Annotated in this window: 12 protein-coding genes; 9 read left to right on the plus strand and 3 right to left on the minus strand. The window is 40.9% G+C overall.

Going from position 1 to position 13,087, the window contains the following annotated elements:
* The first annotated feature begins 65 nt into the window (after positions 1-65).
* From CWC17_RS05665 to fliD, 3 genes are all read left to right on the plus strand, one after another.
* On the plus strand, positions 66-1,589 hold the full coding sequence (locus CWC17_RS05665; protein WP_138540810.1) for a flagellin: 1,524 nt from the start codon (positions 66-68) through the stop codon (positions 1,587-1,589).
* Between the two features lie 167 nt (positions 1,590-1,756).
* Positions 1,757-2,191, plus strand: a complete 435-nt coding sequence (locus tag CWC17_RS05670) for a flagellar protein FlaG (RefSeq protein WP_138612319.1) — start codon at positions 1,757-1,759, stop codon at positions 2,189-2,191.
* A gap of 56 nt (positions 2,192-2,247) precedes the next feature.
* On the plus strand, positions 2,248-3,654 hold the full coding sequence (fliD, locus tag CWC17_RS05675; protein ID WP_138612320.1) for a flagellar filament capping protein FliD: 1,407 nt from the start codon (positions 2,248-2,250) through the stop codon (positions 3,652-3,654).
* Positions 3,655-3,760: 106 nt separating this feature from the next.
* Here fliD and CWC17_RS05680 read toward each other — a convergent pair whose 3' ends face one another.
* Together CWC17_RS05680 and fliS are read right to left on the minus strand one after the other, a co-directional pair.
* Positions 3,761-4,057, minus strand: coding sequence for a hypothetical protein (locus CWC17_RS05680; RefSeq protein WP_138540813.1), 297 nt, complete (start codon positions 4,055-4,057; stop codon positions 3,761-3,763).
* A 4-nt stretch (positions 4,058-4,061) separates the two neighbouring features.
* On the minus strand, positions 4,062-4,463 hold the full coding sequence (fliS, locus tag CWC17_RS05685) for a flagellar export chaperone FliS (RefSeq protein ID WP_055015914.1): 402 nt from the start codon (positions 4,461-4,463) through the stop codon (positions 4,062-4,064).
* Between the two features lie 356 nt (positions 4,464-4,819).
* Here fliS and CWC17_RS05690 point away from each other — a divergent pair, with 356 nt between their 5' ends.
* Complete coding sequence (locus CWC17_RS05690) at positions 4,820-6,256, plus strand: sigma-54 dependent transcriptional regulator (RefSeq protein ID WP_138612321.1); 1,437 nt, start codon at positions 4,820-4,822, stop codon at positions 6,254-6,256.
* Positions 6,257-6,552: 296 nt separating this feature from the next.
* Here CWC17_RS05690 and CWC17_RS05695 read toward each other — a convergent pair whose 3' ends face one another.
* Positions 6,553-7,146 carry a DNA-3-methyladenine glycosylase I gene (locus CWC17_RS05695; protein ID WP_138612322.1) on the minus strand — a complete coding sequence of 198 codons (594 nt, stop codon included), beginning with the start codon at positions 7,144-7,146 and terminating at the stop codon, positions 6,553-6,555.
* 132 nt (positions 7,147-7,278) lie between these two features.
* Between CWC17_RS05695 and CWC17_RS05700 the strand changes: the two genes are divergently transcribed.
* The 5 genes from CWC17_RS05700 to fliG all read left to right on the plus strand — a co-directional run bounded on the left by CWC17_RS05700 (position 7,279) and on the right by fliG (position 13,087).
* Positions 7,279-8,391 (plus strand): sensor histidine kinase, encoded by a 1,113-nt coding sequence (locus tag CWC17_RS05700; protein ID WP_029773881.1) that lies wholly within the window; start codon positions 7,279-7,281, stop codon positions 8,389-8,391.
* Positions 8,388-9,812, plus strand: coding sequence for a sigma-54-dependent transcriptional regulator (locus CWC17_RS05705; protein WP_138612323.1), 1,425 nt, complete (start codon positions 8,388-8,390; stop codon positions 9,810-9,812). The genes CWC17_RS05700 and CWC17_RS05705 overlap by 4 nt, the downstream gene beginning before the upstream one ends.
* A 173-nt stretch (positions 9,813-9,985) precedes the next feature.
* On the plus strand, positions 9,986-10,318 hold the full coding sequence (gene fliE / locus CWC17_RS05710) for a flagellar hook-basal body complex protein FliE (RefSeq protein ID WP_004588289.1): 333 nt from the start codon (positions 9,986-9,988) through the stop codon (positions 10,316-10,318).
* 20 nt (positions 10,319-10,338) lie between these two features.
* Positions 10,339-12,054, plus strand: a complete 1,716-nt coding sequence (fliF, locus tag CWC17_RS05715; RefSeq protein ID WP_138612324.1) for a flagellar basal-body MS-ring/collar protein FliF — start codon at positions 10,339-10,341, stop codon at positions 12,052-12,054.
* Entirely contained in the window at positions 12,047-13,087 is a 1,041-nt protein-coding gene (gene fliG, locus CWC17_RS05720; protein WP_004588291.1) for a flagellar motor switch protein FliG, read from the plus strand. Before fliF ends, fliG begins: the two co-directional genes overlap by 8 nt.

Genomic DNA, 13,087 nt, shown 5'->3' on the forward strand with positions numbered 1-13,087 from the left:
CATACAATTGTGACAGCTCTTGGTTAAATCTAAACAGTCACATTACGAAAGTAATCAGGAGTTTTATTATGATTTCAGTAAATACAAATGTATCTTCATTAAACGCTCAGCGTAACCTTTCTACTTCAGGCTCTGACCTTGCAACGTCAATGGAGCGTTTATCATCAGGTATGCGTATCAACAGCGCAAAAGATGATGCGGCAGGCCTACAAATTTCAAACCGTTTAACATCACAAGTAAATGGTTTAGCAGTAGCACAACGTAACGCTAACGACGGTATCTCAATGGCACAAACCGCTGAAGGTGCAATGAGCGAGTCTACAAGCATTTTACAACGTATGCGTGAGCTAGCACTGCAATCAGCAAACGGCTCAAACTCGACAGAAGACCGTGAGTCACTTCAAAAGGAAGTGTCTGCATTGCAAGTTGAATTAACACGTATCGCAGATACAACATCATTTGGTGGTCAACAGCTTCTAGATGGTAGTTTTGGTTCTAAATCTTTCCAAATTGGTGCTAACTCAAATGAAACTATTAATGTTTCGTTATCAAGTGTAGCTGCAGAAAAAATAGGGTCTAACCAAACAAACCTTCAAGGTGCAGCCAATACAGGTTTTGGTACTACAGTTGCAGCGGGCACTACTGCGCCAGCTAGTGCAGTTGCAGGTGGTACTTACGACATTTCTGGTAGAGGTGATGCTACAATCAACATAGCTGCAGGCGCTTCAGCAAAAGAAGCTGCAGCTTCTATTAATCAAGCTACTAATACCACAGGAGTAACAGCCCAGGCAAGAACAGAGGCGACTTTAGATATTGGTGGTACGGCTACAGTAGCAGGCGAAACAGTAAGTTTTAAACTAAATGATGAAAAAGTTTCTTTCGTAGCAACAGCTAACACTGTAAGTGATGAGCTAGCTATGGCTGAAGCTATCAATGCTGGTACTGATGAGCACGGGGTTACAGCTACAATAGATAATGGCGTACTTAGCATTTCGAACAATCAAGGCGAAGATGTTACTATCGAAGATTTCGCAACTACGGATGCTGCAGGTGCCGACGTAGCTGCAACTCTAACAGTTTCTGCATTAAGTTATAATGGTACTGCCGAGGATAATACTACCCCAACAGTATTAACTAGTGGCCCAGTTGCTGGAACTACTAATGATTCAACAAGAATTACAGGTGGTATACAACTTAACTCTTCTGAAGTTTTTACAGTTGAGGCGAGCGATACTTCTTTAGCTTCTACAACAAATGAAGTTACAAGTAAATTAAACAATGTAGCGGATGTCGATATTACTGACCAAAAAGGGTCGCAGGATGCACTAGCTATCATTGATAACGCAATTGCTAACATCGATGCTCAACGAGCTGGTTTAGGTGCGGTTCAAAACCGTTTTGACCACACTATTAGCAACTTATCAAACATCTCTGAAAACGTATCTGCTTCACGTAGCCGTATTCAAGACACAGACTTTGCGACTGAAACAGCAGAGATGACTAAAAACCAAATCTTGCAACAAGCTGGTACGTCAATCTTATCGCAAGCGAATCAGTTACCACAAACAGCTCTAAGCTTATTAGGTTAATAATTAAAACGTTATAGCTTAATGGGTAGCTAGCTAGTACAAAAAGTCAGTATTAGTTTTAAAAAACAAGGAGGTGGCTTTAGCTACCTCCTTTTGTGGTTTAAGGGTATAAATTAAGCTATTGTTAGTCTAATAACTATACAAGTTCGGCAATTTTAGGAGGCGTTATGAACACCATTACTTCAAACGCAGAAGTTACTATAGCATCAACATCTTTAACTGGTGAAGATAAACAAATAGGGCAGGCTGGCTCAGTATTGACTCAGCGAGCTGTTGATGACGTAAATAAAACGGATGAACAAGGCCCACAAAATCAGTTAAGCAACCAATACGCACAACAAGGAACTGAGACTAATAGTTCGCAAAACCAACAGCTTGAGCGTGAACAGCTTGAAAAAGTGGCGCAACAATTGCAGGACTTTATGGGTGAAATGAACCGTAGTCTGCAATTTCAAGTTGATGAAGACTCAGGCCGTGACGTTATTAAAATACTTGATAAAACCAGTGGTGATGTAATTAAGCAATACCCTTCGGAAGAGGTATTAAGTTTAGTATCAAAGCTTTCTGAATCTGCAGGTATTTTAATCGACCAAACAGTATAATCGCCGTAGTGTTGATATATTATTAGTTAAGTTTTTTGGGTTTAAAGAGGTGAAGTATGTCTATTTCGTTTAATGGTTTAGGCTCTGGTTTAGCGGTATCAGATATAGTTGATGCGCTAGTTAATGCTGAGCAGGCTCCAGCTGAGGCTCGTTTAAACACTCAAGAAAGTACGCTAACTACTGATATTTCTGCTGTAGGTGCTTTAAAGTCTGCGCTACAGCAAGTACAAACAGCAATGGAAGCGCTAGGTGACGCTGATAACTATCAAAAACGTAGTGCATCAGGCAATGATGATTTTGTCTCTATCAGTGCTGATGAAGACGCCCAGCCAGGTGGCTATTCTGTAAAGGTTAATAACCTTGCTACAGAGCATAAAATACTATCAGAAGCATTTGATGCTGACGCCGCTGTGGGTGAAGGTACTATGACACTCAGCTCCGGCGAGAATAGCTTTGATATTGAAGTATCAGACACCGCAACTCTAAGCGAAATCAGAGACGCGATTAACGACAGCACCGATAACGATAGCATAAACGCAACAATCATAACGGATGATACAGGCCAGCATTTAGTTCTTTCAGCTAAAGAGAGTGGCTTAGAAAACGAGATTAAAGTAGAAGTAACGGATACTGACGGTAATAACACAGATACCAACGGACTATCTCGTTTAGCTTTTGACTCTGCAGGTGTACAAAATGCATCTGAAATTATTGCTGCAACCGATGCATCCATTACCATTGATGGCTCACTCACAGTTAGTAGTTCTTCAAATACGTTTACTGATGTTATAGACGGTATAACAATCACCGCTAAAAAAGCTCAGGGTACTGATGATGATTTAAGTGATATATCGGTAACCGAAAATAATAACAATATCCAATCGGGCTTAAACAATTTTATTTCTAGTTACAATGAATTACTTGAACTTAGTAATAACTTAGGGGCATCAAGCGAAGATGGTGCTGGTGTAATGGCCGGTGATTCGTTACTACGCGGTGTAATGTCTAAATTGCGAGAGCAGATTACCGACTCTGTAGATTTAGGCAATGGCAACTCATTATCACTTTCGCAATTAGGTGTTGAAGCCGATCGTTATGGAGTATTGACGCTTAATACCGAGACTTTAAATGAAAAAATTGATGAAGATGTCGACTTAGTGCAGCAGTTTTTTGTAGGCACAGATGAAGACGAAGGCGGCTTTGCCCAATCGTTTGATGAGCTAATGAGCTTTTACACCGACACCGACGGCATCATCCAAAACCGTATCGACAGTAAAACAAATCAATTAGAAGATATTGATGAACAGCGCGAAAGCCTAACAAATAAAATGGAATCGTTATCTGACAGGCTATACGCTCAATACAACGCCATGGATTTATTGGTAGCGAGCTTAAACTCGACAAGTAGTTACGTGCAAGCGCAGCTTGAAAATATGCCTGGTGTGGTGAGTAATAATTCTTAATTTTCCATATTAATTATGAACATAAAAAAACCGTTTAAAAACGGTTTTTTTATGTCTAAATATTGCCTTTAAGATGCCTAGTAAGTTTTAAAACTGCTAGAAGTAGCTATACCGACTTATAAGCCGAGATTGCTTTACCTGTTTTTTTTTGCTTAATTATGGCTTTAGATGATTCATTTTTTACAGCATTTGCCTGCTTGCTAATGTTGTTGATATTGGTTTGCACAGCCACAAGTTGCTCGGCGGTAGGCGGGTTATCGCTTTCGCACCAGCGCTTAAGCTCACTATTTAAAGTATCCATAATAGGGGGAGCTTCATCAGCGTTATTGCTTTGCACTAATAATTCGATTCTGCTGAGCAATTGATTAATATGCTCAGCTTTACTTGTTTCCTCTAAAGCCATTCGCTTATACCGCAGGATTACGCTGATCGACAGGAATGCTATCCCACCCTTCTTTAATTTCTTTAATAATGCCAGCTACTTCAGAAATAATCTCAATATCATTGTCAACATTTGCTTGCACAAGGCGTCTTTGGCAGTAGTCATAAAGTGCTAATAAATTATTTGAAATACTCGGATCTTGTTCCACTTCTAAATTAAGCGCGTCTTGTAATGCACCTAAGAGTAAAATACAGGCAGAGATGTTTTCGCCTTTTTTTTCTATTTCTTTGCGCTCAATAAACCCTTTAGTAGCGGCCAAGCGGCCAATTATGTTACTAAAAATAAGGTTAATTTGCTCATAGGGCGCCATTTCTGCGATGTTGCTGGCGCGCACTTGAGAATATTTTTTTAATGAAACATGAGCCATGGAAAATCCTAAATAAATATGTGAAATCGTCTGTACGTAACAAAAGCAATATTAATGCCAAGCATATTGCATTTATTTAGTTATCGGCATTGTTGCTTTCAACTTAAGTTAATTATAGTTTATATTTTTGACCTACGTAGATTTATGCACTAAGTAAAAAACAAGACATAGCATTAGCTTTAAGTATTAAACAACAAAACAATACTTAAGTTTTAATTATTAAGTATTATTGTTTTATAGCGATGTCTATTTTTTGGCGTTTATGTCAAAAAACCGCCGCTATTACTTGCATCCATACAGATCTCGCTTACAATTTAGCTAATAAAATAAATTAGTGAAATTATGGCTCGCTAACTATGATCTTGATTTTAGATAATAATAATAACCGTGCAATAGGATTACATGCATCACTTACCTTTATTGGGGAAGCTGTGCAGTTGCTTGATGAAAATGACTTTGAAGAAGTATGTAGTAAGTATCAACAGCAAGAATGCATTGTTATTTTAGGCGCATTACAAAGCTTAGATCATGAAGGCTTAATTAAACGCTACCCAACCCTGCCTTTTTTACTCATTGGTGAAACACTCAAGCCATTATTAAGCATTGCTAATGTAGTGGGACTAATTTGTGAGCCGTTTAATCACGAAGTAACCACACAGTTATTACACGACTGCCAACAGTACCAACGTATGCTTCCTGGAAGTCACAAGCATCATAAGCCACATAAAACATTTGATGGTTTAGTAGGGGAAACTGACGCGGTTAAAAACGTACGCTTTTTGATAGAGCAAGTGGCTAAAACCGATGCAAACGTGCTTATTTTAGGTGAGTCGGGTACGGGTAAAGAAGTGGTTGCGCGTAATGTACATTTATTATCTAAACGCAATACGGGGCCATTTGTACCAGTAAACTGTGGTGCTATTCCAGGAGAGCTTCTTGAAAGTGAGTTATTCGGTCATGAAAAAGGGGCGTTTACCGGCGCTATTTCTGCACGTAAAGGGCGGTTTGAATTAGCGCAAGGCGGTACGCTGTTTTTAGATGAAATTGGCGATATGCCACTGCAAATGCAAGTTAAGCTACTTCGCGTATTACAAGAGCGTAGCTACGAGCGTGTAGGTGGCACAAAAGCGATTCAAGCAGATGTACGTGTTATTGCCGCTACCCACCGCAACCTTGAGGAAATGATTGAAAAGGGCAGCTTTAGGGAAGATTTATATTACCGTTTAAATGTATTTCCTATTGAAAACCCGTCACTTAATGAGCGTGCTGACGACATACCTTTATTACTTAAAGAGCTAATGCGCCGTGTTAATGAGCAAAGTGGTACGTCGGCTAAATTTACAGAGCGCGCAGTTGAGAGTCTCAAAGAACATGCTTGGCCTGGTAATATCCGTGAGCTTGCTAATTTAGTGGAGCGCATGGTGATTATGTTCCCTGAAAAAGTAGTGGATGTACCCGATTTACCTAATAAATACCGCTACATCGAGGTAGATGCCTACGAGCCTGAATACCCTGAAGAGCTACTTGAAAAAGATGCCTTTAACGATATTTTTAGCTCAGGTTTTAGCGATTATGATAATGACCCTGAGCCTGAATTTAGCCAACCGGGATCTGGCGTATTACCCGAAGAGGGCATTGAACTTAAAGATTATTTAGCCGAACTTGAAATAAGCTTAATTACCCAAGCACTTGAACGCTTTGATTATGTTGTGGCACGCGCTGCAGAAATATTAGGTGTAAGGCGCACAACACTCGTCGAAAAAATGAAAAAGTATAATCTTTCACGAGATTAGCAGTATGCAAATGCTGATAGGTTTTTCGTTATTTATTATTATTTTTTGAGCTATTAATTTACGGGCTTTGCCCGTCACGTAAGCACGCTTCGCGTCTACAAGCTAAACGCAAAACTTAAACTTTGGCGGTAGACGCACCGCTTGCTCGCGTAAAAAGCGCAGCTTTTAATTACTTAAACGCGCATCTTAAAAACGATGGCAAATGAGAAACCACAATTAACTTATACGTTACTTCTTTAAAGCGCAGCGACTTTTATCCTCTTTGTGAACAGATCACTTTTATGGTTATAAATCACTTATTCACCAAAAGCCTTAATAATTTCTTCTTTTCTAAAGCAATCGTTACTGTGGTCGTTAACCATGCCGCAGGCCTGCATATGTGCATAAACCGTTGTAGGCCCTAAAAATTTAAAGCCACGTTTTTTTAAATCCTTTGCAAATGCTTTTGACTCTTCGGTCATTGCAGGAGCGTCTTCATCACTATTTACATTATTAATAATTGGTTTATTGTCCACAAATCGCCATTGATAATGACTAAAGCTGCCAAACTCTTTTTGAATTTCGATAAACCGTTGAGCATTATTAATGGTGGCAGCTATTTTTAATCGGTTACGTACTATGTTCTTATCTTGCATTAACCGCTCTATATCATCGGCTGTAAAGTTAGCCACTTTTTGCACATCAAAGTTGGCAAATGCTTTTTTATACCCTGCACGCTTTTTTAAAATAGTGTACCAACTGAGTCCCGCTTGTGCTGATTCTAGCGTAATAAATTCAAATAATAGTGTGTCGTCATAAAGGGGCACCCCCCATTCTTCATCATGGTATTTCACATAGTCTGGTTTTGTGGTGTCGAGCCACGCACAACGGCATTTATTTTGCTCACTCATTATTATTCCTTTTTTTGTGCGTCATTTTTTTGTTACGCGTTATTGTAAGCTAACTAAATGAAAAATATATAAAATAATTTTGGTATAAATTCTGCATTAAGCCCTGTATCTACATCATTAAGAGATTTGATTATGGCCCTTGCGAGTGTACTTAAACCACAGTTTATTACTGCAAATCAGTATAACCCATGTTTACTCCAAGAAGAGTATATTGGTGAGTTAAGTGATTTAAGACAACAAGCAAGTTGGTTGTCGCACTTGGTTGATACCATGCCAGCTGGAGTCGTTGTACTTGATGGCAAAGGCCTTATTGCAAAAGCCAATCAAATCGCGATTGATATGTTAGGCGAGCCGCTCGAAGGAGAGAAATGGTTTAACATTATTCAACGCTCTTTTCGTCCCCACCAAGATGATGGACATGAAGTGTCGCTCAAAGATGGCCGACTTATAAAACTTGATATTACTGCACTTGCGCCAGAGCCTGGTCAGCTTATATTAATGACCGATTTAACAGAAACCCGTCGTTTGCAAAAGCGTGTTGCACATATGCAACGTTTGAGTGCGCTTGGTAAAATGGTGGCATCGCTTGCGCACCAAGTGCGTACACCGCTTTCTGCAGCTATGTTATACGCGGCCAATTTGGGCTCTAAAAAGCTACCTGAAACATCACGCGATAACTTTCAAACCAAGCTTATGTCACGTTTAAAAGATTTAGAAACCCAAGTTAATGACATGCTACTTTTTGCTAAAAGTGGCGAGCAACAAGTGGTTGAGCAAGTCTCTATGCAGCAACTTTTAAACGAAGTAAAACTTGGTGCCGATGCTATGGTGGCTTTAAATAACAGCGAACTTGCTGTTGAGTTACCAGAGCCAGATATAGAAATCACCGGTAATAAAACTGCGCTGGCCAGCGCTATTCAAAATCTTATTCATAATAGTATTCAAATTATTGGCAGCCAGGCAAAAGTGACCTTAAAAGCACAGCGAGATAGTAGCGAACCTGACACCGTACGTATTAGCGTATGCGATAACGGCCCTGGGGTAGAGCTGAGCCAAATAGAGAAAATTTTTGAACCGTTTTATACCACTAAAAGCCAAGGTACGGGGCTTGGGCTTGCTGTAGTAAGTTCTGTGGCAAACGCGCATCAAGGACGTGTTGAAGTGGTTAATAATGCCAATGGTGGTGCATGTTTTAGTTTATTGCTGCCCATATGCACGACCTCAATGCAGGAGAAAACAGCATGAGCAATACAATACTGGTAGTTGAAGATGATGCAGGCTTAAGAGAAGCACTCATAGACACGTTAGAAATGTCAGGTATTGCCTGCGTTGCAGCGCAAAGTGCTGAGCAAGCCATGATCCAATTAAAGAAATCTGAGTTTTCGTTGGTTGTAAGTGATGTGCAAATGGGCGCGATGAGCGGCCTAGATTTGCTCAGGAGCATTAAGCTTAACTACCCAGAACTTCCCGTATTAATGATGACAGCTTACGCAACGATTGATGATGCCGTAGAGGCAATGCGCTTAGGTGCAATTGATTATATGGCTAAACCATTTGCCCCTGAGGTGCTTTTAAATATGGTTAGCCGCTATTTACCCGAAAAACCAAAAGACACTGATGGCCCAATTGTAGCCGACCCCAGCAGTATTCAACTATTAGAACTTGCAAGTAAAGTGGCTCGCTCAGATGCAAGTGTAATGGTGCTTGGCCCTAGCGGCTCAGGTAAAGAGGTATTAGCGCGATATATTCACGATAAATCAAACCGATGCGATGCGCCTTTTGTGGCAATTAATTGCGCGGCTATTCCCGAAAATATGCTTGAAGCCACCTTGTTTGGCTACGAAAAAGGCGCCTTTACTGGTGCAATACAAGCGTGCCCAGGTAAATTTGAGCAAGCCCAAGGTGGTACTATATTGCTTGATGAAATAACAGAAATGGACTTAGGGCTGCAAGCTAAACTATTAAGAGTATTACAAGAGCGTGAAGTTGAGCGCTTAGGTGCGCGCAAAACAATTTCACTCGATGTGAGAGTGCTCGCAACCAGTAACCGCGATCTTAAAGAAGCTGTTGCAGATAATAAGTTTAGAGAAGACTTATATTATCGCTTAAATGTATTCCCATTAATGTGGCGACCACTTAGTGAGCGCCCAGGCGATATAATTGTATTGGCTAAGCATTTAATAGAGCGCCATTTAGTTAAAAATAAAGAGCCGTTAGCAACGCTTGATAGTGATGCCGAGCAAAAACTATTGAGCCATACATGGCCAGGTAATGTACGCGAACTTGATAATGTAATTCAACGTGCGCTTATTTTGCGAACGGGCAATGTAATTGGCGAGCAGGCTATTTTTATTGAAAATTTAATGCAAGCGTCAAGCACCACTGCGCCTACTCAGGTTATAGCGCCTGAGCAAGAGAGTACTCCCAGTGACGCATATTATGATGACAAAATAACGCCTGTAGAGGCGAGTAGCTCACTGCCGAGCGTAGATACTGGCAGCTATAAAGATGAGCTAAAAGATAAAGAGCATAAAATAATTTTAGAAACCCTCGCGCGCTGCCAAGGCAAACGTAAAGATGTTGCACAAACACTTGGCATCAGCCCGCGTACTTTACGTTATAAACTCGCACAAATGCGCGATTTAGGTATTTCACTACCCGCATAAACTAACTCTCCCTTCTGTACATAACCCTAAACTAACCACGCTTAGTTTAGGGTTGTCAAATCTCTGACTCTTAAAAATAATAGTTAACTGTATGTTATTAAAGGTTTATTTTTGTGGCACGCTTTGTGCTTTAATCCCTTTATGAACGTTAACTGCATTTGCCAGAGAAAATTATGAAAATTCAAAACAGCGCGTTATTCCAAGAAATGCAATCAATGGCCTTAGAAGCAGGCCATACAAATCAAATTAATAAGCTACCCACGCAAGCTCAGCCAACGTCATCGGCTCAATTTGGTGACTTACTAAGCGATGCATTAAATACGGTTAATGGCCTACAACAAGATGCTAAACAAAAAGTCGTGGCTGTTGAAATGGGTGACAGAAGTGTATCGCTTGCTGAGGCAATGATTGCTTCGCAAAAATCATCAGTGGCATTTGAGGCTACAGTACAAGTAAGAAATAAACTTGTTGAGTCATACCAAGAAATTATGAACATGCCTGTTTAAGTAGGTAGTGGAGAATTATTGTGGCGCAATCTAATCAATCAACAGATCTTGCTCTTGCTGGCGGCGGTATTGACCAAAGTGAAGGCAACGAGCAACAAGAACAAAAGTCGGGCTACTTAAGCGCCTTAAATGGGGTTGATGTGCTTCGCCAAGTTACCCTAATTATTGCGCTGGCTATTTGTTTAGCTATTGCCATATTTGTGATTATTTGGGCGCGCCAACCCGATATGCGTCCGCTTGGCAAAATGCCTACAGAAGAGCTGATCCAAACACTTGATTTTTTAGATGCACAAAAAATTGACTACGAGCTAGACGGCAACGTTATTTCGGTTGATGAAAGCGAGTATCAAAACATTAAATTATTGATGGCGCGTGAAGGCTTAGAGCAAGGCCCTACCTCAGGCACCGATATCATAATGCAAGATATGGGTTTTGGTGTGAGCCAACGGCTCGAGCGTGAGCGCTTAAAGCACGGTCGCGAGCAACAACTTGCCCGCACTATAGAAGAACTAAACAACGTTACTCGCGCTAAAGTTTTATTAGCCATCCCAAAAGAAAACGTATTCGCACGCAGAGAGAAAAAACCATCAGCCACAGTGGTATTGACTCTTAAACGTGGCCGTACGCTTGATGGTGAAGAGATTGATTCAGTCGTTGATATGATTGCCTCTGCAGTACAAGGGCTTGAACCTTCACGTGTTACGGTAACAGATCAAAATGGCCGCTTACTTAATTCTGGCTCACAAGACTCATTAGCAGCACGTTCTCGTAAAGAATACGACATTGAAAGAAAACGTGAGCAAGAGTATCTAGAAAAAATAGACAGTATTCTTATTCCTGTGGTCGGCTTGGGTAACTACACGGCGCAAGTTGATTTAAATATGGACTTTAGCTCAGTAGAGGAAACACAAAAACGTTACAACCCAGACTTACCAGCAGTTAGAAGCGAAACCACATTTGAAGAAAACAACATAGGTGGCTTAGCGGTAGGTATTCCTGGGGCACTGACTAATCAGCCCCCTATGAATTCAACTATTCCAGAAGTGGCAGGCCAAAGTAATGCAGGTACGGCAACCAACCCAAGTCGAGTACATAAAGAGGCCACGCGTAACTTTGAGCTAGACACCACCATTTCGCATAAGCGTCAACAAACAGGCGTTATTCGCAGAATTAGCGTATCGGTAGCTGTTGATTATGTGCCCAAAGTAGGTGAAAACGGCGAAACAACCATGGCACCGCGCTCAGTAGAAGCTTTGTCAAATATACGTCGCCTATTACAAGGTGGGGTGGGTTTTGATATGCAACGTGGCGATGCATTAGAAGTGGTAACCGTACCATTTGTGCGTGAAGCAGTTGATTTAGACTTAGAAGTACCGCTGTGGGAACAAGATTGGTTTATGAAAATCATCCGTCTTGTGCTTGGCGCCTTAGTTATTATTGTATTAATTATGGCGGTTGTTAAGCCTATGCTTAAGCGCTTGATCTACCCAGATGATACGCTTGAAGAGTACGACGAAGATGCATTAAGCTCAGGGGTTGATATTGGCGATAGCACGCTAGATATGCTAAATAAAGACTTTGATTCTGCTGCTGTTGGTTTCTCAAGTGATGGTACACTGCAGCTGCCAGACTTACATGGCGACGAAGATTTACTTAAAGCGGTAAGAGCACTTGTAGCGAACGAACCGGAACTCTCATCACAAGTAGTGAAAGCGTGGTTAACAGAAGATGACTGATCAAGAACAAAAACAACTCCCGCCAGCATTTGATGTTGACAAGTTAGATGGCGTAGATAAAGCCGCGATTCTTTTATTGAGCTTATCTGAAGAAGACGCAGCGCAAATCCTAAAGCACTTAGAGCCTAAGCAAGTGCAAAAAGTAGGCATGGCTATGGCTGCGCTGGATGACTTGTCGCAATCTAAAATTAGCGCAGTTCATAATTTATTTATAGAGCAAATACAAAGCTTTAGTACTATTGGCTTCCAGTCAGAAGACTTTATTAAAAAGGCGCTCACCGCCGCATTAGGTGAAGATAAAGCAGCTAGTTTAATAGACCAAATTGTAATGGGCTCGGGCGCTAAAGGCTTAGATTCACTTAAATGGATGGACTCAAAGCAAGTTGCCAATATTATTCGTAATGAGCACCCGCAAATTCAAACTATTGTTTTATCGTATTTAGAGCCTGAGCAATCGGCAGAAATCCTAGCGCAATTTCCTGAAAAAGTGCGCCTAGATTTAACTATGCGTATTGCTAATCTTGAAGAAGTGCAACCTGCAGCATTACAAGAACTTAACGAGATTATGGAAAAACAATTTGCCGGCCAAGCAGGCGCACAAGCCGCTAAAATGGGTGGCTTAAAAGCCGCGGCAGATATCATGAACTACCTAGATACAAATGTAGAAGGGCAGTTGATGGACTCTATTCGTGAACACGATGAAGAAATGTCTCAGCAAATTCAAGATCTTATGTTTGTGTTTGAAAACCTTATGGATGTGGATGACCGCGGCATTCAAGCCATATTGCGTGAAGTACAGCAAGACGTACTAATGAAAGCAATTAAAGGGACTGACGAAGCGCTTAAAGATAAAATTTTGGGTAATATGTCTAAACGTGCTGCCGAAATGCTTGCCGATGACTTAGAAGCAATGGCACCGGTTAGAATAAGTGAAGTAGAAGCTGCCCAAAAAGAAGTGCTTTCAACAGCAAGGCGTCTATCTGACTCGGGTGAGATTCAGTTAGGCGGCGGCGGTGGCGAGGAGTTCCTGTAA

Source organism: Pseudoalteromonas sp. S3785 (genome assembly GCF_005887365.1).
Taxonomy (GTDB): domain Bacteria; phylum Pseudomonadota; class Gammaproteobacteria; order Enterobacterales; family Alteromonadaceae; genus Pseudoalteromonas.